Source organism: Nocardioides sp. S5-5 (assembly GCF_054954065.1).
In genome coordinates this window covers 2,868,429-2,892,518 of record NZ_CP199913.1, presented here as the reverse complement: position 1 = coordinate 2,892,518, position 24,090 = coordinate 2,868,429, and the positions used below count along the sequence as shown (strand labels likewise).

The window sequence follows — 24,090 nt, the reverse complement described above, 5'->3', positions numbered from 1 at the left end:
CATGTCCCTGATCCGTCGCATCGACCTGCGCACGATGTCCGACTCCGGCGAGTCCCAGCCCGACTACCGCGCAGCAGTGCCTCGTGCCGACTTCGACATCGAGGCGGCGGTGCCGGCGGTGCAGGCGATCTGCGAGGAGGTCCGCACCCGCGGACTGGACGCGATCGTGGAGTTCGGGGAGAGGTTCGACGGGGTGCGGGTCGACGACATCAGGGTCGCGCCCGACGCGATCCGGGCGGCCCTCGACCACCTCGACCCCGACATCCGGGCGGGCCTGGAGGAGTCGATCCGGCGGCTGCGGGCCACCTGCGCCAACGAGCTCGAGCAGGACGCCGTCACCGACCTCGGTCCCGGCGCCCGGGTCACCCACCGCAAGCTGCCGGTGGGCCGGGTCGGCCTCTACGTCCCCGGCGGCCTCGCGCCGCTCGTGTCCAGCGTGCTGATGAACGTCGTCCCGGCGCAGACCGCGGGCGTCGAGTCGATCGCGCTGGCGAGTCCGCCGCAGAAGGAGTTCGGTGGGTCCGTGCATCCGACGATCCTGGCGGCCTGCGCGCTGCTCGGCGTCGAGGAGGTGTACGCGGTCGGCGGCGCCCAGGCGATCGCGATGTTCGCCTACGGCACCGGACCCTGCCGGCGCGTCGATCTGGTCACCGGCCCCGGCAACATCTGGGTGGTCACCGCGAAGCGCATCCTCAAGGGCCAGGTCGGGATCGACTCCGAGGCCGGCCCGACCGAGATCGCGATCCTTGCCGACGACACCGGCGACGCGGCGTACGTCGCCGCGGACCTGATCAGCCAGGCCGAGCACGACCCGCTGGCCGCGTCGGTCCTGGTGACGACCTCGGAGCGGCTCGCCGCCGAGGTGGAGGCCGAGCTCGACCAGCAGGTCGCCGCGACCAAGCACAGCGAGCGGATCACCACCTCGCTCGGGGGGAAGCAGTCCGGCATCGTGCTGGTCCGCGACCTCGAGCAGGGCCTCGACGTGGTCAACGCGTACGCCGCCGAGCACCTCGAGATCCACACCGAGGACGCCGCCGGCTGGGCCGCCCGGGTGCGCAATGCGGGCGCGATCTTCGTCGGTCCACACGCCCCGGTCAGCCTCGGCGACTACTGCGCCGGGTCCAACCACGTGCTCCCGACGGCCGGCTGCGCCTGCCACTCCTCGGGGCTCTCGGTGCGCGCGTTCACCAAGTCGGTGCATGTCATCGACTACTCCGCCGAAGCCCTCGCCGAGGTCGCGGGCCACGTGGTCACCCTCGCCGAGGCCGAGGACCTGCCCGGCCACGGCGCCGCGGTCGCGGTGCGGGTGCGTCGATGACCTGGCCCCCGCTCCGCGAGGAGCTGCGCGGGATCGAGCCGTACGGCGCCCCGCAGCTCGACGTACCCGTCCAGCTCAACGTCAACGAGAACCCCTACGGCCCGTCCGAGGCGTGCGTCGCCGACATCGCGGCCGCGGCCGCGGCCGCGGCCGGCACGCTCAACCGCTACCCCGACCGCGAGTTCGTCGACCTGCGTACCGCCCTGGCGGCGTACCTCTCGAAGGACACCCCGGCCGGCATCGTCCCCGAGCAGGTGTGGGCGGCCAACGGCTCCAACGAGGTGATGCTGCAGCTGCTGCAGGCCTTCGGAGGGCCGGGGCGGACCGCGGTGAGCTTCGCGCCGACGTACTCGATGTACCCGGAGTACGCCCGCGACACCAACACCCGCTGGGTCGCCGGCCGGCGGGCCGAGGACTTCGCGCTCGACCTCGACGCCGCGCGCGACCTGGTCAAGACCGAGCAGCCGAGCGTGATCCTGCTGCCGAGCCCCAACAATCCGACGGGCACCGCCCTGCCGCAGGAGGCGGTCGGGGTGCTGTGCGAGGCGGCGGGCGCGGTGTCCGATCACGGGGGCGGGATCGTCGTGGTCGACGAGGCCTACGGCGAGTTCCGTCGCTCGGGCGTGCCGAGCGCGCTCGAGCTGCTGCCGACGTACCGCAACCTGGTGGTGTCGCGCACCATGAGCAAGGCCTTCGCGGGCGCGGGCCTGCGGCTGGGCTACCTCGCCGCGGCGCCGGAGATCTGCGACGCGATCCGGGTCGTGCGGCTGCCCTACCACCTCTCCGCCGTCACCCAGGCGGTCGCGCTGGCGGCCCTGGGCCACGCGCCCGAGCTGCTCGGCAGGGTCGACGACCTGCGTCGTGAGCGGGACGTGCTGGTCGAGTGGCTGCGCGCCGAGGGCTACGACGTCGCCGACTCGGACGCCAATTTCGTGTTGTTCGGGCGATTCGCCGACCGTCATGCTGTCTGGCAGGGTCTCCTCGACCGGGGAGTCCTGATCCGGGAGACCGGGCCTGAGGGATGGTTGCGGGTCTCGGTCGGCACCCCCGAGGAGATGGCGGCCTTCCGCGCCGCCCTGACCGAAGTAGAGGGAGAGCGCGCATGAGTGCCAGGACCGCCCGCGTCGAGCGGCAGACGAGCGAGTCGAAGGTCCTCGTCGAGGTGGACATCGACGGCACCGGTCGTCACGACATCTCCACCGGCGTCGGCTTCTACGACCACATGCTCACCGCGTTCGCGCGTCACGCGCTGGTCGACCTCACCGTGCAGACCGAGGGCGACGTCCACATCGACGCCCACCACACCACCGAGGACACCGCGATCGCGCTCGGCCAGGCGCTGCGCCAGGCGCTGGGGGACAAGGTGGGCATCCGCCGCTTCGGCGACGCGACCGTCCCGCTCGACGAGGCGCTGGTGCAGGCGGTCGTCGACGTGTCGGGGCGGCCCTACTGCGTCCACACCGGCGAGCCCGAGGGCCAGCAGTACGTCCAGCTCGGCGGCTCCGGGGTGTCCTACCTCGGCTCGCTGACCCAGCACGTCTTCGAGTCGATCGCCTTCCACGGCCACTTCGCGCTGCACGTGCGGGTGCTCGCGGGCCGCGAGCCGCACCACATCGTCGAGACCCAGTTCAAGGCGTTCGCCCGGGCCTTCCGCGACGCGGTCGCGCTCGACCCGCGCGAGACCGGCGTCCCGTCCACGAAGGGCGCTTTGTGAGCGCTCCGTCCGTCGTCGTCCTCGACTACGGCTCCGGCAACCTGCGCTCCGCGGTACGCGCGGTCGAGCGGGCCGGCGCCGACGTGACCCTCACCGGCGACCTGGACGCGGCGATGGCCGCCGACGGGCTGCTCGTACCGGGCGTCGGCGCGTACGAGGCCTGCATGCGCGGGCTGCGGGCGATCCGCGGCGAGCGGATCATCGCCCGCCGACTCTCCGGCGGCCGCCCGGTGCTCGGCATCTGCGTGGGCATGCAGATCCTGTTCGAGCGGGGCATCGAGCACGGCGTCGAGACCGAGGGCTGCGGCGAGTGGCCCGGTGTGGTCGAGCGGCTGCAGGCGCCGATCGTGCCGCACATGGGCTGGAACACGGTGTCCGTCCCGGAGCAGACCCGGCTGTTCGCGGGCATCGAGGACGAGCGCTTCTACTTCGTGCACTCCTACGGCGTGCGCGACTGGACGCTGGTCACCAACGACCGCACCCCCGACAGCCACCAGCCGCTGGTGACCTGGGCCGAGCACGGCGGCGACAGCTTCGTCGCGGCCGTCGAGAACGGGCCGCTGTGCGCGACCCAGTTCCACCCCGAGAAGTCGGGCGACGCCGGCGCCCAGCTGCTGCGCAACTGGGTCACGTCGCTGAGGTGACGGCCGCCACCCCTCCCAAAGTGGCGGCCGTCGCGTCACCCCATCACAAAACGAGAACAAGTTCTACTTGTGCTCGGGCTGTTCCCGAGGCGGCGAGACCGGCGCGGGGTGCCGCTCGGGGCTCCTCTAGGATCGCGCCCATGACCGGCTACCTCGAGCTGCTGCCCGCCGTCGACATCAAGGGTGGTCAGGCCGTCCAGCTGGTGCAGGGCGTCGACGGCTCGGAGAAGCGGTTCGGCGACCCGATCGAGGCTGCCCTGCGCTGGCAGGAGGCCGGCGCCGAGTGGATCCACCTCGTCGACCTCGACGCGGCGTTCGGCCACGGCAACAACCGCGAGCTGCAGGCCGAGATCGTCGGCCGCCTCGACATCCAGGTCGAGATGAGCGGCGGCATCCGTGACGACGAGTCGCTGGAGGCCGCGATGACCGCGGGCTGCCGCCGGGTCAACATCGGCACCGCCGCCCTGGAGCAGCCGGAGTGGTGCGCCCGCGCCATCGCGACGTACGGCGACCGGGTGGCCGTCGGCCTCGACGTCCGCGGCCGCACCCTGGCCGCGCGCGGCTGGACCAAGGAGGGCGGCGACCTCTACGAGACCCTCGCCCGGCTCGACGCCGAGGGCTGTGCCCGCTATGTCGTCACCGACGTCAACAAGGACGGCATGTTGCAGGGCCCGAACCTCCAACTGCTCGAGGACGTCTGCGCCGCCACGGCGCGCCCCGTCGTCGCCTCCGGCGGGGTCACCACCCTCGACGACATCCGCGCGCTGATGAAGCTGGTCCCCGTCGGCGTCGAGGGCGCGATCGCCGGAACCGCCCTCTACACCGGGCAGTTCACCCTCGAGGACGCGCTCGCGCTGACCAGGGGCGGGCTCGTATGAGCCTGTCGGTGCGGGTCATCCCGTGCCTCGACGTCGACGCCGGCCGCGTGGTCAAGGGCGTCAACTTCCAAGAGCTCCGCGACGCCGGTGACCCGGTCGAGCTGGCCCGGCTGTACGACGCCGAGGGCGCCGACGAGCTCACGTTCCTCGACATCTCCGCCTCCCACGAGGGACGCGCGACCACGATGGACATCGTCTCGGCCACTGCCGAGCAGGTCTTCATCCCGCTCACCGTCGGCGGCGGCGTGTCCTCGGTCGAGGACGTCGACCGGCTGCTGCGCGCCGGAGCGGACAAGATCGCCGTCAACACCGCCGCGATCCGGCGACCCGAGCTGATCTCCGAGATCGCCGACCGGTTCGGCAACCAGGTGCTCGTGCTCTCCGTCGACGCCCGCCGGGTCGGCGCCGATGCCGCCCCGGTGGGGGACTCCGGCTTCGAGGTGACCACCCACGGCGGCCGCCAGTCCGCCGGCATCGACGCGATCGAGTGGGCCGTGCGCGCCGCCGAGCTCGGCGCCGGCGAGATCCTCCTCAACGCGATGGACGCCGACGGCACCACCGACGGCTTCGACCTCGAGCTGATCCGCACGGTCCGCGCCGAGGTCTCGATTCCCGTCATCGCCTCCGGCGGCGCGGGCGCGGTCGAGCACTTCCCGCCCGCCGTCGACGCCGGCGCGGACGCCGTCCTCGCGGCGACCGTGTTCCACTTCGGCACCCTGCGCATCGCCGACGTGAAGGCCTCGCTGGCCGCTGCGGGTGTGCCCGTGCGGTGAGCGGGGAGGGTGCGGCCATGAGCTACGACAGGTACCGGCCCGGCGGCGTTCCCGAGGCCGGCGAGAGCCCCACCGGCCCACGCGACGACGGCCTGGGCAGCCACGGCCCCTGGCGGGTGGCGATCGAGTACTCCAACCAGGGCCAGGCCAAGCCGTCCACCATCGTCCAGGTCGGCAGCACCGAGCACGCCGACCGCGACACCGCCATGCGGGCCGCCGCCCGTGCCGCCCGTGAGTTCAACCCGCCGGATCCCTGGTCCGAGCAGGGCCGGCAGATCTTCCGCGACGGCCGCCACGCCTTCCTCGTCATCATCGAGGGCGCCACCTCGACCTTTCACATGAGCGTGCGGATCGTCAGTCCGGTCAGCCCGGGCGAGGCTCAGTAGCCGGACAGCCCACGCCCCCGGCGCCCTGGCCGGCCAGATCGCCGAGGTGGGTCGACGGGGGTCTTACACGCCGGGGGAGTCCGCGGGTCCGTGCGCCGGTGCGTCCGGTCATCCACAGGCGGCGGGCGGCGTCGGGGCGGACGTCTGGATGCGGGGGACGGAGTAGGACGGAATAGGCTTGCGCGGTGTCGGGTTGCGGGGTGAAGTGAGCACCAGAAGCCGTACGACGTCCGCCGGGTTCGGCGTGCTCTGGGTGGCCATCAAGCGGGAGCCGTGGATCTTCGCGGTGTCGACGATCGGCAGCGTGCTCTTCGGGGCGTTGACGGTGGCCGACGCCTGGGTGCTGGGCTGGTCGACGGACCATGTGGTGCTGCCGGCCTTCAAGGACGGCGAGATCGGTGCCGGCCTGCTGTGGGCGGTGCTCGGGCTGTTCGTGGGCGTCGCGATCCTGCGTGCGGTCGGCATCGTGGCGCGCCGGCTCGGTGCGGGCGTGATGCAGTACCGGATGCAGGCCCACAGCCGCCGCGCCGTGACCCGCCAGTACCTGCGCCTGCCCATGGAGTGGCACCAGCGGCACCCCACGGGCGAGCTGCTGTCCAACGCGAACGCCGACGTCGAGGCCGCCTGGGGGCCGATCGCGCCGCTGCCCATGGCGGTCGGGACGGTCGCGATGATGGTGATCGCGGTAGTGCAGATGCTGCTGACCGACCTGGTCCTGGCGGCGGTGGGGCTGCTCGTCTTCCCGCTCGTGATCGCGGTCAACGTCGTCTACCAGCGCCTGGCCCAGGGCTGGGCCACGCGCGCCCAGGAGCTGCGCGCCGAGCTGTCCGAGATCGCCCACGAGTCCTTCGACGGCGCGCTCGTCGTCAAGACGCTCGGCCGTGAGCCCGAGGAGACCCGGCGGTTCAAGGCGAAGGCCGAGGAGCTGCGGGAGGCCAACATCCGGGTCGGCCGGATCCGCGCGGCCTTCGACCCCACGCTCGCCGCGCTGCCCAACATCGCGGTGCTCGTCGTCCTGGTCATCGGCGTCCACCGGGTGCTGTCCGGAGCGACGGTGGCCGGCGACGTGGTGACCGTCGCCTACCTGCTCACGGTGGTCGCGTTCCCGATCCGCTCGATCGGCTGGCTGCTGGGCGACTTCCCGCGCAGCGTCGTCGGGTACCGCCGGGTCGCCGCGGTGATCGCCGCCACCGGAGCCATGGAGTACGGCGACCGTGAGGCGCCGACCAGCGCGGGCGGCGCGCGGCTGGAGGTCGCCGGCGCCGCCTTCGGCTACGTCCCCGACCGGCCGCTGCTGCGCGAGCTGAGCTTCGACGTCGAGCCGGGCCGCACCGTCGCCCTCGTCGGCGCCACCGCGTCCGGCAAGAGCACGCTCACCGGTCTGCTGGCCCGGCTGGTCGACGTCGACGCCGGCGCGATCCGGGTCGACGGCACCGACCTGCGCGAGCTGCGGCCCGGTGGGCTCGCGGAGGTGCTGGCCGTCGTACCGCAGAGCGCGTTCCTGTTCGACGACACGGTCCGCGGCAATGTCACGCTCGGCATCGAGGTGCCCGACGAGGAGGTGTGGGCCGCGCTGCGCACCGCCCAGGCCGACGGCTTCGTCGCCGCTCTGCCCGACGGCCTCGACACCCGGCTGGGGGAGCGCGGCACCTCCCTGTCCGGCGGCCAGCGGCAGCGGCTCTCGCTCGCCCGCGCCCTGGTGCGCCGCCCGCGCCTGCTCGTCCTCGACGACGCCACGTCGGCCGTCGACCCGGAGGTCGAGGCCCGGATCCTGGCCGGCCTCGGCGAGACCGACACCACGCTGGTCGTGGTCGCCTACCGCAAGGCCACGATCGGGCTGGCCGACGAGGTGCTCTACCTCGTCGATGGCCGGATCGCCGATCGCGGTCCCCACGAGGAGCTGGTGGCCCGCAACGCCGACTACGCCCGGCTGGTCAACGCCTACGAGACCGAGCACGAGGAGGTGACCGCGTGAGCACCACCCTGCGGGCCCCCGAGCACACCCGGCTCGCGACCGGTGAGGACATCGGCGCCTGGGAGACCATCCGCCGCGGCATCCGGCACTCGCCCGAGCTGGTCGAGGGGATCGGCTGGACCCTGGTCCTCGCCGTGCTCGCCTCGGTCGGCCAGGTCGTCGTCCCGGTCGCGGTCCAGCAGACCATCGACAAGGGCCTGCGCGGACCCGACGGGCCCGACCCGTCGTTCACGGCCTGGCTGGCCCTCGCCGCGACCGTGGCGATCGTGGTGACCAGCTGGGCGTCGTACGCCATGACGGCGCGGCTGTTCTCCTCCGCCGAGCGCGGCCTGGCGACGCTGCGGGTCAAGGCGTTCCGCCACGTCCACGACCTGCCCCTGCTCACGCAGAGCACCGAGCGCCGCGGCGCCCTGGTCTCCCGGGTCACCAGCGACGTCGACCAGGTCAGCCAGTTCCTCGTCTTCGGCGGCCTGATCTTCGTGGTCAGCATCGGGCAGATGCTCATCGCGACCGTCGTCATGGTCGTCTACAGCTGGCAGCTCGCCGTCGTCGTCTGGGTCTGCTTCGCGCCGCTCTTCTTGAGCCTGCGCTACTTCCAGCGCAAGCTGGCCGCCGCCTACGGCACCGTACGACGCCAGGTCGGCGTGCTGTTGTCCGCGGTCTCGGAGCCGGTGGTGGGCGCGGCGGTCGTGAAGTCGTATGCGATCGAGGCGCGCACCCAGGAGCGGATCGACACCGCGATCGACACCCACAAGGCGGCCAGCACCCGCGCGCAGGGCTTCACCGCGTTCTCGTTCAGCCTCGGCGGCATCTCCGCGGGCCTGGCGAACGCCGGGGTGCTGATCATCGGCATCTGGCTCGGCCAGGGCCTCGCCTGGGGTGGGGGGATCACGGCCGGTGAGGTCCTCGCCTTCGCGTTCCTGGTGACCCTCTTCGTCGGTCCGGTCCAGATGGGCACCCAGATCCTCACCGACGCCCAGAACGCCATCGCCGGCTGGCGCCGCGTCATCGGCATCCTCGACACCCCGGCCGACCTCGTCGACCCGGGGCCCGAGGGGCGGAGCCTGCCGAAGGGCGCGATCGACGTCCGCTTCGACGGCGTCTCGTTCGCCTACCCGGGCGGCGCCGCGGTGCTGAGCGACATCGACCTCGTCGTCCCGGCCGGCCAGCGGGTCGCCGTCGTCGGCGAGACCGGCTCCGGCAAGTCCACCATCGCCAAGCTGCTGACCCGGCTGATGGATCCCGGCCGCGGCCGGGTGCTCCTCGACGGCATCGACCTGCGCGAGGTCGCCGAGAGCGCGCTGCGCCGCAGCGTGGTGCTGGTGCCGCAGGAGGGCTTCCTGTTCGACGACACCCTGGCCGCCAACGTCCGCTACGGGCGGCTCGGTGCCACCGAGGACGAGATCCACGCGGCGGCCGAGGCCATCGGGCTCGGCGACTGGCTGGCCGCCCTGCCCGACGGCGTCGAGACCCGGGTCGGCCAGCGCGGCGAGTCGCTGTCCGCGGGGGAGCGTCAGCTGGTCGCGCTGCTCCGCGCCCAGCTCGCCGACCCCGACCTGCTCGTCCTCGACGAGGCCACCAGCGCGGTCGACCCCGAGCTGGAGACCCGGATCGGCCGGGCGCTGGAGCGGCTGATGAGCGGTCGCACCTCGGTCACCATCGCCCACCGGCTCTCCACCGCCGAGGCGGCCGACGTGGTCGTGGTCGTCGACAGGGGACGGATCGTCCAGCACGGTCCGCACGCCGAGCTGGTGCGCCAGCCGGACACCCCCTACGCGAGACTGCACGCCTCGTGGGTGGCTCAACACGGTCGATCGGGATAATGGAGCCCGTGAGCCTTCCCTCCGACGTCGCCGACCGCCTCAAGCGCACCCCCGACGGACTGGTGCCCGCGATCGTGCAGCAGCACGACACCGGCGAGGTGCTGATGCTGGCGTGGATGGACGACGAGGCGCTGCACCGCACCCTGACCACCGGGCGGGCGACGTACTGGAGCCGCTCGCGGGGCGAGTACTGGGTCAAGGGCGAGACCTCCGGCAACCCCCAGCTGGTCAGGGAGGTCCGGCTCGACTGCGACGGCGACACCTTGCTGGTCAAGGTCGACCAGGTCGGCGTGGCCTGCCACACCGGCGCCCGCACCTGCTTCGACCATGGTCTGCTCGAAGGGGGAGGGCTGCTCGGTGGCTGATGAGGCCACCGACCCGGCGCGTCGTACCTTCGGGCCGGTCGTGCTCCTCGGCCTCGCCGGCAGCGGCTTCGCGGCGGTCGCCGGCCACCAGGCCATGCTCGCCATCCCCGAGGCGACGCTCACCGCGGCCGGCGGGATCGCGCCGACCGTGCAGGAGCGCTCGGTGGAGTTCCCGCTCGCCGGTGCCCTGGCTCTGGTCGCCCTGGCCGCCTGGGGCGTGCTTCTGGTGACCCGCGGGGTCGTGCGCCGCGGCGCCGCGGCGCTCGCACTGCTCGCCGCGGCCGGCATCATCGCCGTGGTGGTCGTCGGAGGCTTCGTGCAGGACCAGGACGCAGCGGCCGACCTCGCCACCCGGCTCGGCCTCAACCTCGACGCCGTCGACGTGGAGCGCAGCGGCTGGCTGTGGATCGCGCTCGGCTGCTCGCTGGTCGCGCTCGTCGCGGCGGGCGCCGCCGTGCGCCTGGTGCCGTCGTGGCCCGAGATGGGCAGCCGATACGACGCCCCCACGACCGCCGGGTCCGGCAGCATCCCCGCCGCCGGCCAGGGCACCGCCGACCAGTCGAACCTCGACCTGTGGAAGTCCCTCGACGAGGGCCGCGACCCGACCGACGGCCCGGCCGAGGACTGAACCCCTCCACCCCCTAGAATCACACCCGATCCACCCGAACGAGCGAGGAGTCCCCTCTCATGGCCGACAACCACGGCAACACCCCCGCGGCCTGGACCGCCGTCCTCGTCGCGCTCGTCGGCTTCGTCGTGGGCGCGATCGGCATGTCCCTGCACCCGCTGAACTGGATCCTGTTCTGGGTCGGCACCGCGGTCGTGATCGCCGGGGGTGTCGTGTTCCTGGTGATGGCCAAGATGGGCTTCCACGAGGCCGGCCACTGACCGTGGAGACCCGGCGGCGCCGCATGGTGCCGCCCGTCCTGGTCGTCGGCGGCCTCGCCGCCGCGACCCTCGCCCTGCACCTGCGTGACCCGCACCAGCAGGGCAGCTGGGGCGCCTGCCCCTTCTCGCTGGCCGGGTTCTCCTGTCCCGGCTGCGGCGGCCTGCGCGCGGTCAACGACCTCGGCAATCTGCAGCTCGGCGCCGCCGCGTCGAGCAACCTGCTGCTCGTGCTCGTGCTGCCGTTCGTGGTCTACGCCCTGGCCCGCTGGACCGCCGGCCGGTGGACCGGGAACGCCTGGGTGGTCTCGGAGCGGCGGATGCTCGCGCTCACCGGCGTGCTGCTGGCCGCGATGCTGGTCTTCGCGGTGGTGCGCAACACCCCGGCCGGGGCGTGGCTCGCTCCCTGACCGGCTCGCTCAGGGAGCGCCGTCCAGCTCGCTGAAGAGGCCGATCCCTCCGTAGACGAACAGCAGCGCGATGCTGAGGACGCCGAGGGCCACGGCGACGCCGCCGGTGATGATGCCGGCCAGCGCGAGGCCCTCGCCGGTCTTGGCGCCGCGGGACTCGCGGATGTCCTTGCGCGCCAGCACGCCGCACACGATGCCGGCGATGCCGACCAGGCCGAACAGGCCGCAGCAGCAGCCCAGCACGATGCCGACGATCCCGGTGACGAGCGAGGCGATCGCCATCCCGGACTGGGCGGGCGGCGGCTGGTAGCCGTAGCCGGGCTGCGGCGGGCTGTAGCCGCCGTACCCACCGCCCTGCCCGCCGTAGGGGCTGTAGCCGCCCGGGGGCGGGGCTCCGTACGGCGGGGACTCGTCGTTGCTCATGGTGCTCCTCGGTCCGGACGCGCGGACGGGGCCGGGCAGGTGCCCGACCCCGTCGGCGGTGTCGCTGTGGTGGGCTCGCTCAGTAGAGCGAGGCGCCGGCCGCGATCAGGATGATGTTGAGGATGATGCCGAGGGCGGACAGGGCCGTGCCGATGATGCCGCAGATCCAGCCGGCCTTGATGACGCCCGCGTTGTTGTAGTTGGCCGTGCGGCTCTCGTCGAGCGCCTTCTTGCCCATGATGATCGCCGGGATGCCGGTGAACAGACCACAGCACACGAGGCTGAGGATGCCGAGGATCAAGATGGTGGTGCCCTGCGGGTGGTCGCCTCCACCGACGGGGCCGCCGTAGCCGTAGCCGCCGGCGGGCGGAGGGGGCGGGGTGCCGTAGTTCGGCGGCTCGTTGTAGCTCACGTTGAGGTCCCTTCTCAGGTGTGCAGATGTCCCGTGCGGCCCGACCGAGTTCCGGGCGGTGTGTGGAACCCTAACGGCCGCGTGCCACACTCGACACCACGTGTCGGAGTGTCGGTGCCGTCGGACCTTCCCCCGCGCGAGCCGCCCACCAAACCTGCGCGGCGAACCAAGCCCACCACAGAAACGTCACGGAGGCGTCAGATGTCGGCCCCCCAGGCCTCCCAGCCCACGGTGCTGGACGGGATCGTCGCCGGAGTGCTCGAGGACCTCGCCGCCCGCCAGGCGCTCACCTCGGAGGCGGACCTGCGGGCCGCGCTCGCCGACGTCGACCCGCCGCGCGACCCGATGCCCCGCTTCCGGGCGCCCGGCTCGAGCGTGATCGCCGAGGTGAAGCGCAAGAGCCCGAGCAAGGGCGCGCTCGCCGACATCCCCGACCCGGCCGCGCTGGCCGCCGAGTACGCCGCCGGCGGCGCGGGCGCGATCAGCGTGCTGACCGAGCGGCGCCGGTTCGGCGGCAGCCTCGACGACCTGCGCGCGGTGCGCGCGAGCGTCGACATCGCGGTGCTGCGCAAGGACTTCATCGTCACCGAGTACCAGTTGCTCGAGGCCCGCGCGGCCGGTGCCGACCTGGCGCTGCTGATGGCGGTCTCGCTGCCCGGCGAGCGACTGCGCCGGCTCCACGACTTCGCGCGCGAGCTCGGCCTCACCGTCCTCCTCGAGGTCCACGACGAGGAGGAGACCGCCCGCGCGGTGGAGGTCGGCGCCGAGCTGATCGGCGTCAACGCGCGCAACCTCAAGACGCTCGAGGTCGACCTCGACGTCTTCGGCCGGCTGGCGCCCCTCATCCCCGAGGACCGGGTCAAGGTCGCCGAGTCCGGCATCTTCGGACCCCGAGACGTCGAGCGGTTCGTCGGCGAGGGCGCCCGCGTGGTGCTCGTCGGCGAGGCGCTCGTGAAGGACGGCGCTCCGCGCCAGGCAGTCGCGGCAATGACAGGGATTGGTCGATGAGTACGTACGAAGCCGATGCACTCGGCTGGTTCGGTGGCGCGGGCGCGTTCGGCGGCCGATTCATGCCGGAGGCGCTGATGGCGGCGCTCGACGAGCTCGACGTGGCCTGGCGCGAGGCCATGGCCGACGCGGCGTTCACGGGCGAGTTCGAGCGACTGCTCACCGACTACGCCGGCGTCCCGAGCATGCTGTACGACGCGACCCGGCTGTCCGAGGCCGCCGGTGCCCGGATCCTGCTCAAGCGCGAGGACCTCAACCACACCGGCGCCCACAAGATCCGCAACGTGCTCGGCCAGGCCCTGCTCACCAAGCGGATGGGCAAGTCCCGGGTGATCGCCGAGACCGGTGCCGGCCAGCACGGCGTCGCCTCGGCCACCGCCGCGGCGTACCTCGGCCTCGACTGCACCGTCTACATGGGCGAGGTCGACACCGAGCGTCAGGCACTCAACGTGGCCCGGATGCAGCTGCTCGGCGCCGAGGTGGTGCCCGTCACGAGCGGCTCGCGCACGCTCAAGGACGCCATCAACGAGGCGCTGCGCGACTGGGTCGCGAGCGTCGACGAGACGGCCTACCTGTTCGGCACCGCCGCCGGCCCGCACCCCTTCCCGAGCCTGGTGCTCAGCTTCGTGCGCGGCATCGGTGACGAGGCGCGCCGCCAGTGCCTCGACCAGTACGGCGCGCTGCCGGACGCGGTCGCCGCCTGTGTCGGCGGTGGCTCCAACGCGATCGGCCTGTTCGCGGGCTTCGTGGACGACCCGGAGGTCGCGATCTACGGCTTCGAGGCGGGCGGGGACGGCGTCGAGACCGGCCGCCACGCCGCGACGATCTTCGCGGGGACGATCGGTGTGCTGCACGGTGCGCGGACCTACGTCCTGCAGGACGACGACGGCCAGACCATCGAGTCGCACTCCATCTCGGCGGGCCTCGACTACCCGGGCGTCGGCCCGCAGCACTCCGCGCTCTCGGCGGCCGGGCGGGCGACGTATCTGCCCGTGACCGACACCGAGGCGATGGACGCGATGGCCCTGCTCGCCCGCACGGAGGGGATCATCTCGGCCATCGAGTCCGCGCATGCCGTCGCGGGCGCGCTGCGGATCGCGAAGGAGCGCCCGGGCCAGACCATCCTGGTCAACCTGTCCGGGCGCGGCGACAAGGACATGGGCACCGCGATGGAGTGGTTCCGGCTGGGCGAGGCGGGGGAGGGCCGGTGAGCAGCAGCTCCGCGTTCGCGACCGCGCGGGCCGAGGGGCGCGCGACGCTGGTCGGCTACCTGCCCGCGGGCTTCCCCGACGTCGAGGGCAGCATCGCCGCGCTGACGGTGATGGTCGAGTCCGGCTGCGACGTCATCGAGATCGGCCTGCCCTACAGCGACCCGGTCATGGACGGCCCGATCATCCAGGCCGCCGCGCAGCGGGCGCTCGACGCCGGCGTCCGCACCACCGACGTGCTGCGGGTCGTCGAGGCGGTCGCCGCCACCGGCACGCCGACCCTCGTGATGACCTACTGGAACCCGGTGGAGAGGTACGGCGTCGAGCGGTTCGCGCAGGACCTCGCCGACGCCGGGGGAGCGGGCCTGATCACGCCCGACCTCACGCCGGACTTCGCCCCCGAGTGGATCGCCGCCGCCGATGCGCGCGACCTGGACAAGGTCTTCCTCGTCGCGCCCTCCTCGACCGACGAGCGGATCGCGCTGACCACGGCGGCCTCGCGGGGCTTCGTCTACGCCACCGGCATCATGGGCGTCACCGGCACCAAGCAGGCCACCGCCGCGGGCGTGGCCCCGCTGATCGCCCGGACCAAGGCGCTGAGCCCGAACGGTGGCGCCGAGCTCCCCGTCGGCGTCGGCGTCGGCGTCAGCACCGGGGCGCAGGCCGCCGGCCTGGCCGCCCACGCCGACGGGGTGATCGTCGGCTCTGCCTTCGTGCGCACCCTGCTCGACCATCCCGGCGACCGGGCCGCGGGACTGGCCGCCCTGGCCGCTCTCACCGAGGAGCTCGCCGGAGGCGTCCGTGCGTAGGCTGGCGGCCCTGGTCGCGCTGCTCGGGCTGGCCCTGTCGGCCTGCAGCGGCGAGCCCGACACGTTCACCGGCACTCGGCTGACGAACCCGTTCAAGGCGGCGGACGTCGCGATGAGCGACACCAGCGGAGCGTCGTACTCCCTCGCGACGGACACGACGAAGCCGCTGACTCTGGTGTTCTTCGGCTACACCAACTGCCCGGACTACTGTCCGCTGGTCATGAACAACCTGGCCGCGGCGATGAACCGGCTCGACGCCGCGGACCGCAAGAAGGTCGACGTGGTCTTCGTGACCACCGACCCCGCGCGCGACGACGCGGCGACGCTGCGCGCCTACCTCGACCGCTACGACAAGTCCTTCATCGGGCTCACCGGCGGCATCGAGCAGGTCATGGAAGCCGGTGACTCGCTGAAGGTCTACGTCAGCGACGGCACGTTGCTGCCGACCGGCGGCTACGACCTGGGCGGCCACACCACGAGCACGCTTGCCATCGACCCCAGCCACCATGCCGTCGCCCTGTGGAACCAGGAGACCTCCAGCGCGGAGTTCGCCTCGGACATCCACACGCTGCTGACCGACGACTAAGACCCGACCAGGAGTCGCCGTGCTTCCCGCCCTCATCGCTGCCACGATCCCCAGCCCGTCGCAGGGCGTGTGGCATCTCGGGCCGTTCCCGCTGCGCGGCTACGCCCTGTGCATCATCCTCGGCATCGTCGTCGCGATCTGGATCGGGGAGAAGCGCTGGCAGGCCCGTGGCGGCACCCTCGGCGAGGTCCAGGACGTCGCGATCTGGGCGGTCCCGTTCGGCCTGGTCGGCGCCCGCGCCTACCACGTCGCCACGGACTGGGAGAAGTACTTCGGCTCCGGGGGCGAGCCGGTCAAGGCCCTCTACGTCTGGGAGGGCGGTCTCGGCATCTGGGGCGGCGTCGCCCTCGGCGCCCTCGGCGCCTGGATCGGTGCCCGCCGCCGCGGCATCAAGGTGCTGCCGCTGCTCGACGCGCTCGCGCCGGGCGTCCTGGTCGCGCAGGCGATCGGCCGCTGGGGCAACTGGTTCAACCAGGAGCTCTACGGCCGCCCGACCGACCTGCCGTGGGGCCTGGAGATCCAGGAGAAGCACTGGCAGTGCCTCGTCGACGGCGTGCAGACCAGCGGCGCCGGCTGTGGGACCGCGCTCGGCGGACCCTACGCCGACGGCGTCGTCTTCCACCCGACCTTCCTCTACGAGTGCCTGTGGAACCTCGCCGCCTTCGCCGTCATCGTGTGGCTCGAGCGCCGCTTCCGCCTCGGCCACGGCCGGGTGATGGCGGTCTACGTCATGGCCTACACCCTGGGCCGCGGCTGGATCGAGTACCTCCGCGTCGACAACGTCCAGCTCGAGAACGTCTTCGGCCTGCGGTTCAACGTGTGGACCTCGATCGTGCTGTTCGTGGCCGCCGCCGGGTACTTCGTGTGGGCCACCAGGAACCGGCCCGGGCGCGAGGAGCAGGTGTACGTCGACGGGCGGGAGCCGGCCGAGACCGAGCCGGCCGAGACCGAGCCGGCCGAGACCGGCGACGAGGACTCGTCCACCATCTGATCCGAACCTAACAACTTAATCCAGTCGATCCACTAGACTTAGTACGTCATTGGATCGGCCATCGGGGGCCATGAGCGGGTAGGGGTGCCCCCTTCATGTCGCACGTCGTCGTCCCGACGCCCCCGGCGTCACCTCCGGAGCATCCGGATCCGGACCCCTCCGAAGACATGCCCCGGGCACTGCCGGTGCGCCACTCGGTCCAGGACCGGGTGTTCTTGCAGGCCACCCGGGCGCTGGCCTTCGTGGTGCTGGCCATCACCTCCGGCATCGGCGTCTTCCTCGGTCTGCAGTCGATCCCGACACTCGAGCACTACGGGCTGTCCTTCCTCACCGAGTACCGCTGGCTGCCGAGCCAGGACATCGTCGGCATCGCCGCGGTCGTGGTCGGCACGCTCCAGGTCGCGCTGATCGCGCTCGCGCTGGCCTTCCCGCTCTCGCTGCTCACCGCGCTGTTCATCACGGACTGGGCGCCGGCCCGGCTGCGACCGCTGCTGGTGCGGCTGGTCGACCTGATGGCCGCGGTGCCGGGCATCGTGTTCGGACTGTGGGTGCTGCTCGTCGTGCAGCCGCACGCCGCGCAGGTCAACCACTGGATCAGCAAGCACTTCGGCTGGATCCCGATCTTCCACGTCCGCACCGACGTCGACTACCCGATCTGGAACCAGGCCCCGGGCTACCCGTCGTACGCCGGCTCCGCGGCCATCGCCGCCCTCGCCGTGACGATGATGATCTTCCCGATGGCGACCTCGGTGATGCGCGAGGTGTTCTCCGAGGCGCCGGTGGGGGAGAAGGAGGCCGCGCTCGCGCTCGGCGCCACCCGCTGGGCGATGGTGCGCACGGTGGTGCTGCCGTTCGGTCGCGGCGGGATCATCGGCGGCACCATGCTCGCCCTCGGCCGGGCGCTCGGCGAGACCATCTCCGTGGTGCTGGTGATCTCGCAGGCCTACGAGATCAAGCCGTACGTCCTGGAGTCCGGGACCTCGACCATCTCGGCGCTGATCGCCTCCGGCTTCAAGGAGGCCTCGCCCGCCCAGCTCTCGGCGCTGCTGAGCGCCGGCTTCGTGCTGTTCGTGATGACGCTGGCCGTCAACAGCCTGGCCGCGGTCGTCGTCGCCCGCTCGCGCGGGGGCGGGGTGACCGAGCTGTGAGCGCCGGGATCGAGGAGGAGCTGCGCCGGGCCGGCCGTCGTACGCCGGAGGACCGGTGGACGCTGCTCGGCGCTCTCGCCGGCGGTACGGCGACCACCTGGCTGCTCTACACCCAGATCCTCCCGTTCTCGGGGACGGTCGGCTTCGTGCTGGTCTGGTTCGGCGTCTTCGTGGCCTTCTATGCCGCGCTGACCGGCTTGGCCCAGCCCCGCCAGGTCGTCCTCGACCGGGTGGTCAGCGCGGTGGTGATCGCGGCGCCGACCCTGGTCGGCCTGGCCGTGCTGAGCACGGTGGTGACGACCGTGCTCAAGGGCCTGCCCGCGCTGAGTCACCTCAACTTCCTCTTCGACGACATGTCCGGTGTGCGGGCCGACGACCCGTTCACGCTCGGCGGCATCGGCCACGCCATCCTCGGCACCGTCATCGAGGTGGCGATCGCGGTCGCCATCGCGATGCCACTCGGGCTCGCCACCGCCGTCTACGTCTCGGAGGTCGGTGGTCGCGGCGCGGTGCTGGTGCGCACGGTCGTCGAGGCGATGACCGCGCTGCCCTCGATCGTCGCCGGCCTGTTCGTCTACACGGTGTGCATCGTCAAGCTCGGCATGCCCACCAGCGGCCTCGCGGCCGCCCTGGCGCTGGCCGTGATGGCGCTGCCGATCATGGCGCGCGCCAGCGAGGTCGTCCTCCGGGTGGTGCCGAACGGACTGCGTGAGGCGTCCTACGCCCTCGGCGCGGGGCGGTGGCAGACGGTGTGGAAGGTCGTGCTGCCGACGGCCCGGCCCGGGCTCGCGACCGCCCTCATCCTCGGTGTCGCCCGCGCCGTCGGCGAGACCTCGCCGCTGCTGCTGACCTCCGGCGCCTCGACCTTCCTCAACGCCGACCCCACCCACAACCCGATGAACTCGCTGCCGCTCTTCGTCTACGCGGCCGTGAGCACCGGCAGCCCGCAGATGGAGCAGCGCGCGTACGCCGCGGCGACGGTCCTGCTCGCGGTCGTCCTCTCGCTGTTCCTGCTCGCCCGGCTGGCGGCCAGGGGAAGGAAGAACCGATGAACCTCCGACTCCGCCCGACCCGTGTGGTCCGGCTCCTCGCCGGCGCGATCGCGCTCCTGCTCGGAGTGCTCGCCGGCCCCGGCGCGGCGAGTGCCCTCGCCCCGCACGCCCTGATCCAGGGCTCGGGCTCCTCCTGGGCCGCCAACGCCGTCAACCAGTGGGTGGCCGACGTCGCCAACCAGGGCATGAAGGTGGTCTACACGGCCAACGGCGCGGCCCAGGGGCGCAAGGACTACGCCAACAAGTCCACGGACTTCGGGGTCACCGACTCGCCGTACCGCGGCAAGGACCCGACGACCGGCCAGCCGGACACCTCGCTGGGGCGCGAGTACGCCTACCTGCCGATCGTCTCGGGCGGCACCTCGTTCCCCTACCACGTCGAGGTCGGCGGCAAGCTGGTCCGCAACATCCGGCTGTCGGGCGAGAGCATCGCGAAGATCTTCACCAACCAGATCACCAACTGGAACGACGCCGCGATCACCAAGGACAACAACGGCAAGGCGCTGCCCTCGATCCCGATCATCCCGGTGGTGCGGGCCGACGGCGCCGGTGTGACCAACCAGTTCACGACCTGGCTGACCGCGGCGTACCCCTCGATCTGGCAGGCCTGCAACGGCAAGGCCGCGCCCACCGACTACTTCCCGCTCAACTGTGGGCAGGCGCACGGCTCGCAGAAGGCCCAGGCCGGATCGGACGGCGTGATGAACTACGTGAAGTCGGCCAACGCCAACGGCGCGATCGCGATGGAGGAGTACTCCTACCCGCTGATGGCGAACTTCCCGGTCGCCAAGATGCTCAACGCGGCGGGCTACTTCACGCTGCCGACGCAGTACAACGTCGCGGTGGCCCTGACCAAGGCCGAGATCAACGGCGACAAGACGTCGATCGACTACCTCACCCAGAAGCTCGACGGTGTCTACGTCAACCCGGACAAGCGGACCTACCCGCTGTCGTCGTACGTCTACGCGATCGTCCCGACCTCGGCGAGTGACAGCCGGATGACGACCGCGAAGCGGCAGACCATCGCCGACTTCCTCTACCACTCCATCTGCCAGGGCCAGTCCGAGATCGGGCCGATCGGCTACTCCCCGCTGCCGATCAACCTGGTCCAGGCCGGCTTCGAGCAGATCGGGAAGCTCAAGACCGCCGACCCGGCGGTCGACCTCACCCAGCGCGACGTGAGCACCTGCAACAACCCGACCTTCATCAAGGACCAGCCGGCCGTGAACCACCTCGCGCAGATCGCCCCCAACCCGCCGGAGTGCGACAAGGTCGGCAACGATCCCTGCACGGGCGCCGAGGGCTCGTTCAACGAGAACCCCGGCGGCAAGGGCACGAAGGGTGACAAGTCCTCCGGTACGGCGCCCCCCAGCGCCACGGCCGCACCCACCGACCCGGGGCCGACGACCGATGTCGTCGCCGCGCCGGTCGAGGGGGCCCAGGGCGACCTCGGGCTGCCCGCGACGAGCACGACCGGTGGAGGTGAGGCGGGGGCCGTCGTACCGGTGACGCTGGCGGCGGACGCGCATGCCGGTCCGCCCCGGGTGCTCACCGCCTTGGTGATCGGCCTGTTCCTCGGAGTGCTCGTCATCCCGGGCGCGGTCGGCGCGCTGGTCGGACGGGCACGCCGGTGAGGGCCCGGATCCGGGTCGCGTTCGCCGCGATCCTCGTCGCCGCCTCGGCGGTGGTCGGCGTACCGGTGGGACTCGGGGTCCCCGCCGCCGAGGCGGCCGGAGTCAGCGCGAGCGTGACCGCGAAGCGTGTCCTCGTCGCCGCCGACGGGACCGAGGAGCAGGTCGCCAGCCGCGACGTGACCCTGCGCGTCTCCGAGACCGAGAACCTGCGCGGGCGCCAGGAGGTGCGCGTCACGTGGGAGGGCGCCCAGCCCACCGGCGGTGTCGTGAGCGACCCGAACTCGGCGTCGGGCCGGCTGCAGGAGTACCCGTTCGTGCTGCTGCAGTGCCGCGGGGTCGACCGCGAGGCCGGCCTGGCCGCGGGCCAGGAGCGGCTCACGCCGGAGACCTGCTGGACGCAGACGGCCGCGGAGCGGTACTTCCCCGACGACGCCCTCGGCGTACCGCCCTGGCGCTCGGACCTGTACGCCGCGGCCGACGACCGCGAGGCGATCGTGAGCGCCCCCGCCGACCGCCCCGCCTCCTGCCCGCGGCGGCTGCCGCCCGCCGAGCGCTGGCTGCCGTTCCGCGCGGCCGACGGCACGGTGTACTACGGCGGGCCCAGCCCGGGGCTGGGCTGCATCAAGACCGCGCCCGAGTCCGACGAGAGCGGGAGCGGCGGCCTGCCCACCAACACCGTGTACGGGATCACCGGGACGGAGGGGAAGGGCAGCGCGCAGTTCGCGGTCTGGACCAAGGACGAGAACGCCTCGCTGGGCTGCTCGGCCACCGTCGAGTGCGCCCTCGTCGCCGTCCCCGTCGTCGGCATCAGCTGCGACGCCTACGGCACCGCCCTGCCGGCCGAGCGCCGGCTGAGCGAGACCAAGGCGGCCAGCGCCGACGCGGCGTGCCGCGCCCCGGACAGGTACGAGGCCGGGCAGTCCATCGGCGTCGAGGCGGCCAACCCGGCGGCCGCCGGGTCGATGTGGTGGTCGGCGTCGAACTGGCGCAACCGGATCACCGTCCCGCTGCACTTCGCCGCCACGGGCGACGTCTGCGACGTCGTCGGCGGCGCCGAGCCGCAGCCGCTGTACGGCTCGGTCGCGCTCAACGAGCTCACCGCGTCGTGGCAGCCGAGGTTCTGCACCGACAAGTCGCTCTTCGCGTTCAACCACGTCCAGGCCGCCGACGGCGCGGCGCGCAACCTGCTCGACAACGGCGACATCGACGCCGCGCTCGGCACCGCGCCCCGCTCCGGCGGCTACACGCGCTCGGTCGCGCGGGCGCCGCTCACCCTCACCGGCTGGGCGATCGGGTACGCGGTCGACGGCGCCGACGGCCGCCCGTACGACGACCTCCGGCTCGACGCCCGGCTGATCGCGAAGCTGCTCTCCCAGTCGTACTCCGCGCTCCCGGTCATCAAGGACGGCCACCCCGGCCTGAAGGGCAACCCGCTCAACCTGCTCGCCGACCCGGAGTTCACGACCCTCAACCCGGGGCTCCCGTCGTCGTCGGTGGTCGAGGCGGAGGCGACCCTGCAGAGCCTGGCCACCGATGCCGACCTGATGTGGGCGCTGACCCGGTACGTCGACGCCGACCCGGACGCCCGGGCCTGGCTGGACGGCGAGGCGGACCCGTGGGGGATGAAGGTCAACCCGGCCTACCGCGGCATCGAGCTGCCGGTGGAGTCCTGGCCGCTGCTCGACAACTGGCCGCTCGACGACCAGACCGCGCTCGACAAGATCACCAGCAGCCCGGTCAACATCTGCTACAACCGCAGCCCCGCGCCGTACCTCGCGCTGGTGGCCAACCCGGTCGCGAATGTCGGCACCATCCTGCAGAACCTGCAGTACGCCGTCTCCGGCGCCCGGACCCGGTGCAACGCCGACGACGCGGGCGACCTGAGCCAGCTCGCGCTCAAGCAGCAGGGACGCCAGCAGGTCGGGCACCGCTTCGTGCTCGGGATCGTGCCGCTCTCGGCGGTGTCTCGCTACAGCCTGCGGGCCGCGCGACTCGAGACCGCCGACGACACCTTCGTCACCGCCGACGACGCCGGCCTGGACGCCGCCGCGGCGCTGCTGCGACCCGACGAGACCGCCTCCGACTGGGAGCTGGCCTACCACGAGCTCGCGACGACCGGCAAGGCGGCCTATCCGGGCGCGATGCCGGTCTATGTCGACGTGCCGACCAGCGGCCTGGCCGCGCCCACGGCGCGGCGCCTGCAGAAGCTGCTGTGCTACGCGATGACCGACGGTCAGACCAGGGGCTCGGCCAACGGGGAGCTGCCCGAGGGCTACCTCCCGCTCAACGCCGCCCACGGGCTGGGGACCTTGCGGGCGCGCACGCTCACCGTGGCCGCCGTCGTGGCGGCGCAGTCGGGAGAGCTGCCGGCCCTGGACGCGGCCGCGCCGAAGGTGAAGACCGCCTGCGCCGCGCCCACGAAGGTGAAGGAGGAGGCGTCCGGGGGCAAGAAGCAGCCGCCGGCCGCGGCCGGGCCGGCGGTCGTCGTACCCCCGGCGGCGGTGCCGGCCGCCGAACCGGCCGCGGCGGCTCCGGCGGCGGCGCCCGCGGTGGTCGACGCGGCCGTGGTGCCGACGGCGGGGGAGTACTCGCCGTTCGGCAGCTACGGCGTGCTCACCCTGCCCGTGCTGGTGCTGCTGGCCGCCCTGGCCGGCGTGGTGGTGCGCTGGTCGGCCGAGATCCGCGGGCTGGCCCGCGGCGCGTGGGGCCTGGTCCGGCGCAGGGCGGCGCCATGAGCGAGCTGACCCTGCTGCGCAGCGAGCCGGTCGACGCCTCGCCGCCGCCCCGGTCCACCGGGCCGGACCACCGCCTGGCGGGCTCCTCGGGGCTGTTCCTGCTCGCGCTGCTCGCGGGCTGGCTCCTGGTCTACTTCACGCTGCTCAGCGGGTTCGAGCAGGCCCACGCCCAGCGTGGCCTGTACGGCGAGCTGCGCACCCAGCTGGCCGAGGGCACCGCGCCCACCGGCGCGCCCGTCGCCCTCGGCGCACCGGTCGCGCTGCTGGACCTGCCCGCGCTGGGCCTGGACTCCGTGGTCGTCGTGGAGGGCACCCGCAACGAGCAGCTGCAGGACGGCCCGGGCCATCTCCAGGGCACCGTGCTGCCCGGCCAGGCCGGCGTCAGCGTGCTGCGCGGACGGTCGATCTCGTTCGGCGCGCCCTTCGCGCAGATCGGCTCCCTGCGTCCCGGCGAGGTCGTCACCGTCACGACCGCGCAGGGCACCTTCCACTACGCCGTCGAGCGGGTGCGTCACAAGGGCGACCCCGTGCCCGCGCCACCGGGCGAGGGCCAGTCGCGGCTGATCCTGGTCACCGCCGGCGGCCGGGCCGGTCTCGGCGCGCTGCGGCCGGCCGACACCGTCTACGTCGACGCCCTGCTGCAGGGCACGGCCGTGGTCGGCGGCCCGGTCGGTCCGGCCGATCCGGAGACCACGGGCATGAGCGGGCGGCTCGACGCCGGCACGCTCGGCCTGCTGGCGCTGTCCCTGCAGGTCCTCGCGGTCTCGCTCGCGGGCCTGCTGTGGGCCTGGCGGCGGTGGTCGACGACGGCGGCCTGGATCGCCGGCGTACCGGTCGTCGTGGCCGCCCTGTGGCTGGTCTCGTCGATCGCGACCCGACTCACCCCGGGACTGATCTGACCAGCCTGTCACCG

At 72.8% G+C, this 24,090-nt stretch carries 25 protein-coding genes; 23 read left to right on the top strand and 2 right to left on the bottom strand.

Translation table 11 applies throughout. The annotated features are described in order from the left end of the window. Position 1 precedes the first annotated feature (1 nt). The 13 genes from hisD to ACUP6Y_RS13605 all read left to right on the top strand — a co-directional run bounded on the left by hisD (position 2) and on the right by ACUP6Y_RS13605 (position 11,171). Complete coding sequence (gene hisD, locus ACUP6Y_RS13665) at positions 2-1,318, top strand: histidinol dehydrogenase (protein ID WP_462551278.1); 1,317 nt, start codon at positions 2-4, stop codon at positions 1,316-1,318. Beyond that, entirely contained in the window at positions 1,315-2,424 is a 1,110-nt protein-coding gene (locus ACUP6Y_RS13660) for a histidinol-phosphate transaminase (RefSeq protein WP_462551276.1), read from the top strand. The genes hisD and ACUP6Y_RS13660 overlap by 4 nt, the downstream gene beginning before the upstream one ends. Then, entirely contained in the window at positions 2,421-3,032 is a 612-nt protein-coding gene (gene hisB, locus ACUP6Y_RS13655) for an imidazoleglycerol-phosphate dehydratase HisB (protein WP_462551275.1), read from the top strand. The genes ACUP6Y_RS13660 and hisB overlap by 4 nt, the downstream gene beginning before the upstream one ends. Further along, entirely contained in the window at positions 3,029-3,676 is a 648-nt protein-coding gene (gene hisH, locus ACUP6Y_RS13650) for an imidazole glycerol phosphate synthase subunit HisH (RefSeq protein ID WP_462551274.1), read from the top strand. The genes hisB and hisH overlap by 4 nt, the downstream gene beginning before the upstream one ends. A 140-nt stretch (positions 3,677-3,816) precedes the next feature. After that, entirely contained in the window at positions 3,817-4,554 is a 738-nt protein-coding gene (gene priA, locus ACUP6Y_RS13645) for a bifunctional 1-(5-phosphoribosyl)-5-((5-phosphoribosylamino)methylideneamino)imidazole-4-carboxamide isomerase/phosphoribosylanthranilate isomerase PriA (RefSeq protein WP_462551273.1), read from the top strand. Beyond that, complete coding sequence (gene hisF, locus ACUP6Y_RS13640) at positions 4,551-5,327, top strand: imidazole glycerol phosphate synthase subunit HisF (RefSeq protein ID WP_462551272.1); 777 nt, start codon at positions 4,551-4,553, stop codon at positions 5,325-5,327. The genes priA and hisF overlap by 4 nt, the downstream gene beginning before the upstream one ends. A gap of 17 nt (positions 5,328-5,344) precedes the next feature. Next, positions 5,345-5,713: a hypothetical protein gene (locus ACUP6Y_RS13635; RefSeq protein WP_462551271.1), complete on the top strand. Its 369-nt coding sequence runs from the start codon at positions 5,345-5,347 to the stop codon at positions 5,711-5,713. A 205-nt stretch (positions 5,714-5,918) separates the two neighbouring features. Continuing rightward, the gene (locus ACUP6Y_RS13630; protein WP_462551270.1) at positions 5,919-7,688 is read left to right on the top strand and encodes an ABC transporter ATP-binding protein; all 1,770 of its coding nucleotides are present in this window, start codon (positions 5,919-5,921) and stop codon (positions 7,686-7,688) included. Next, positions 7,685-9,511 (top strand): ABC transporter ATP-binding protein, encoded by a 1,827-nt coding sequence (locus ACUP6Y_RS13625; RefSeq protein WP_462551269.1) that lies wholly within the window; start codon positions 7,685-7,687, stop codon positions 9,509-9,511. Before ACUP6Y_RS13630 ends, ACUP6Y_RS13625 begins: the two co-directional genes overlap by 4 nt. Next, positions 9,511-9,876, top strand: a complete 366-nt coding sequence (gene hisI, locus ACUP6Y_RS13620; RefSeq protein ID WP_462551268.1) for a phosphoribosyl-AMP cyclohydrolase — start codon at positions 9,511-9,513, stop codon at positions 9,874-9,876. The genes ACUP6Y_RS13625 and hisI overlap by 1 nt, the downstream gene beginning before the upstream one ends. Then, positions 9,869-10,504, top strand: a complete 636-nt coding sequence (locus tag ACUP6Y_RS13615; protein ID WP_462551267.1) for a Trp biosynthesis-associated membrane protein — start codon at positions 9,869-9,871, stop codon at positions 10,502-10,504. Before hisI ends, ACUP6Y_RS13615 begins: the two co-directional genes overlap by 8 nt. A 59-nt stretch (positions 10,505-10,563) precedes the next feature. Then, entirely contained in the window at positions 10,564-10,764 is a 201-nt protein-coding gene (locus ACUP6Y_RS13610; protein ID WP_462551266.1) for an HGxxPAAW family protein, read from the top strand. 2 nt (positions 10,765-10,766) lie between these two features. Continuing rightward, positions 10,767-11,171, top strand: a complete 405-nt coding sequence (locus tag ACUP6Y_RS13605; protein WP_462551265.1) for a DUF2752 domain-containing protein — start codon at positions 10,767-10,769, stop codon at positions 11,169-11,171. A gap of 9 nt (positions 11,172-11,180) precedes the next feature. Here ACUP6Y_RS13605 and ACUP6Y_RS13600 read toward each other — a convergent pair whose 3' ends face one another. Next, positions 11,181-11,594 (bottom strand): DUF4190 domain-containing protein, encoded by a 414-nt coding sequence (locus tag ACUP6Y_RS13600; RefSeq protein WP_462551264.1) that lies wholly within the window; start codon positions 11,592-11,594, stop codon positions 11,181-11,183. Between the two features lie 79 nt (positions 11,595-11,673). Further along, positions 11,674-12,006, bottom strand: coding sequence for a DUF4190 domain-containing protein (locus tag ACUP6Y_RS13595; protein ID WP_462551263.1), 333 nt, complete (start codon positions 12,004-12,006; stop codon positions 11,674-11,676). 201 nt (positions 12,007-12,207) lie between these two features. On the opposite strand from ACUP6Y_RS13595, the gene trpC reads away from it, so the two are divergent. The 10 genes from trpC (at position 12,208) to ACUP6Y_RS13545 (ending at position 24,076) form a co-directional block, all read left to right on the top strand. Then, entirely contained in the window at positions 12,208-13,014 is an 807-nt protein-coding gene (gene trpC / locus ACUP6Y_RS13590; RefSeq protein WP_462551262.1) for an indole-3-glycerol phosphate synthase TrpC, read from the top strand. Next, positions 13,011-14,225 (top strand): tryptophan synthase subunit beta, encoded by a 1,215-nt coding sequence (gene trpB / locus ACUP6Y_RS13585; protein WP_462551261.1) that lies wholly within the window; start codon positions 13,011-13,013, stop codon positions 14,223-14,225. Before trpC ends, trpB begins: the two co-directional genes overlap by 4 nt. After that, positions 14,222-15,031, top strand: coding sequence for a tryptophan synthase subunit alpha (gene trpA, locus ACUP6Y_RS13580; RefSeq protein WP_462551260.1), 810 nt, complete (start codon positions 14,222-14,224; stop codon positions 15,029-15,031). Before trpB ends, trpA begins: the two co-directional genes overlap by 4 nt. Continuing rightward, positions 15,024-15,617, top strand: coding sequence for an SCO family protein (locus tag ACUP6Y_RS13575; RefSeq protein WP_462551259.1), 594 nt, complete (start codon positions 15,024-15,026; stop codon positions 15,615-15,617). Before trpA ends, ACUP6Y_RS13575 begins: the two co-directional genes overlap by 8 nt. 19 nt (positions 15,618-15,636) lie before the next feature. Then, a complete protein-coding gene (lgt, locus tag ACUP6Y_RS13570) occupies positions 15,637-16,608 on the top strand; it encodes a prolipoprotein diacylglyceryl transferase (RefSeq protein ID WP_462551258.1) in 972 nt (323 codons plus the stop codon). A gap of 167 nt (positions 16,609-16,775) precedes the next feature. After that, a complete protein-coding gene (pstC, locus tag ACUP6Y_RS13565; RefSeq protein ID WP_462551257.1) occupies positions 16,776-17,756 on the top strand; it encodes a phosphate ABC transporter permease subunit PstC in 981 nt (326 codons plus the stop codon). Next, positions 17,753-18,808, top strand: a complete 1,056-nt coding sequence (pstA, locus tag ACUP6Y_RS13560; protein ID WP_462551256.1) for a phosphate ABC transporter permease PstA — start codon at positions 17,753-17,755, stop codon at positions 18,806-18,808. Before pstC ends, pstA begins: the two co-directional genes overlap by 4 nt. After that, complete coding sequence (locus ACUP6Y_RS13555; RefSeq protein WP_462551254.1) at positions 18,805-20,442, top strand: substrate-binding domain-containing protein; 1,638 nt, start codon at positions 18,805-18,807, stop codon at positions 20,440-20,442. The genes pstA and ACUP6Y_RS13555 overlap by 4 nt, the downstream gene beginning before the upstream one ends. Further along, complete coding sequence (locus ACUP6Y_RS13550; protein ID WP_462551253.1) at positions 20,439-23,177, top strand: hypothetical protein; 2,739 nt, start codon at positions 20,439-20,441, stop codon at positions 23,175-23,177. Before ACUP6Y_RS13555 ends, ACUP6Y_RS13550 begins: the two co-directional genes overlap by 4 nt. Continuing rightward, positions 23,174-24,076, top strand: coding sequence for a sortase domain-containing protein (locus tag ACUP6Y_RS13545; protein WP_462551252.1), 903 nt, complete (start codon positions 23,174-23,176; stop codon positions 24,074-24,076). The genes ACUP6Y_RS13550 and ACUP6Y_RS13545 overlap by 4 nt, the downstream gene beginning before the upstream one ends. Positions 24,077-24,090 lie beyond the last annotated feature (14 nt).

Excerpts from the sequence above, each read along its gene's own strand:
- ACUP6Y_RS13555 (WP_462551254.1), top strand. The coding sequence starts at position 18,805 with ATGAACCTCCGACTCCGCCCGACCCGTGTGGTCCGGCTCCTCGCCGGC.
- ACUP6Y_RS13600 (WP_462551264.1), bottom strand. The coding sequence starts at position 11,594 with ATGAGCAACGACGAGTCCCCGCCGTACGGAGCCCCGCCCCCGGGCGGC.
- priA (WP_462551273.1), top strand. The coding sequence starts at position 3,817 with ATGACCGGCTACCTCGAGCTGCTGCCCGCCGTCGACATCAAGGGTGGT.
- ACUP6Y_RS13660 (WP_462551276.1), top strand. The coding sequence starts at position 1,315 with ATGACCTGGCCCCCGCTCCGCGAGGAGCTGCGCGGGATCGAGCCGTAC.
- pstC (WP_462551257.1), top strand. The coding sequence starts at position 16,776 with ATGCCCCGGGCACTGCCGGTGCGCCACTCGGTCCAGGACCGGGTGTTC.
- ACUP6Y_RS13610 (WP_462551266.1), top strand. The coding sequence starts at position 10,564 with ATGGCCGACAACCACGGCAACACCCCCGCGGCCTGGACCGCCGTCCTC.
- hisF (WP_462551272.1), top strand. The coding sequence starts at position 4,551 with ATGAGCCTGTCGGTGCGGGTCATCCCGTGCCTCGACGTCGACGCCGGC.
- hisB (WP_462551275.1), top strand. The coding sequence starts at position 2,421 with ATGAGTGCCAGGACCGCCCGCGTCGAGCGGCAGACGAGCGAGTCGAAG.
- hisD (WP_462551278.1), top strand. The coding sequence starts at position 2 with ATGTCCCTGATCCGTCGCATCGACCTGCGCACGATGTCCGACTCCGGC.
- trpC (WP_462551262.1), top strand. The coding sequence starts at position 12,208 with ATGTCGGCCCCCCAGGCCTCCCAGCCCACGGTGCTGGACGGGATCGTC.
- trpB (WP_462551261.1), top strand. The coding sequence starts at position 13,011 with ATGAGTACGTACGAAGCCGATGCACTCGGCTGGTTCGGTGGCGCGGGC.
- ACUP6Y_RS13545 (WP_462551252.1), top strand. The coding sequence starts at position 23,174 with ATGAGCGAGCTGACCCTGCTGCGCAGCGAGCCGGTCGACGCCTCGCCG.
- ACUP6Y_RS13635 (WP_462551271.1), top strand. The coding sequence starts at position 5,345 with ATGAGCTACGACAGGTACCGGCCCGGCGGCGTTCCCGAGGCCGGCGAG.
- hisI (WP_462551268.1), top strand. The coding sequence starts at position 9,511 with ATGGAGCCCGTGAGCCTTCCCTCCGACGTCGCCGACCGCCTCAAGCGC.